The organism is Staphylococcus canis (assembly GCF_016238445.1).
GTDB lineage: Bacteria > Bacillota > Bacilli > Staphylococcales > Staphylococcaceae > Staphylococcus > Staphylococcus canis.
This window is the reverse complement of sequence record NZ_JABANU010000123.1, coordinates 1-240: the sequence shown is the minus strand read 5'-3', so window position 1 is coordinate 240 and position 240 is coordinate 1. Positions and strand designations below refer to the sequence as shown.

Sequence of the window (240 nt, the reverse complement as noted above, 5' to 3'; positions counted from 1 at the left end):
CAACAGGAACAGTAACAGACACAGTGGCGCCAGAGGCACCAGTAGTGAATAATCCACAACCAGGAGACAGAGTCGTAACAGGAACAGGCGAACCAGGAACAACAGTAGTTGTAACGTTCCCTAACGGTGAAGAAGTGACAGGTCAAGTGGATGAAAACGGAAACTGGACAGTGGATGTACCAGCGACTGAGACATTAGACGAAGGTGAAACAATCACTGTTGTGAACAAAGATGGCAATG

Annotated in this window: 1 protein-coding gene; it reads left to right on the top strand. The window is 47.5% G+C overall.

From position 1 onward, the window contains the following. Positions 1-240 (top strand): Ig-like domain-containing protein (locus HHH54_RS11730; protein WP_232796341.1); only part of this gene is annotated, 240 nt, incomplete at both ends.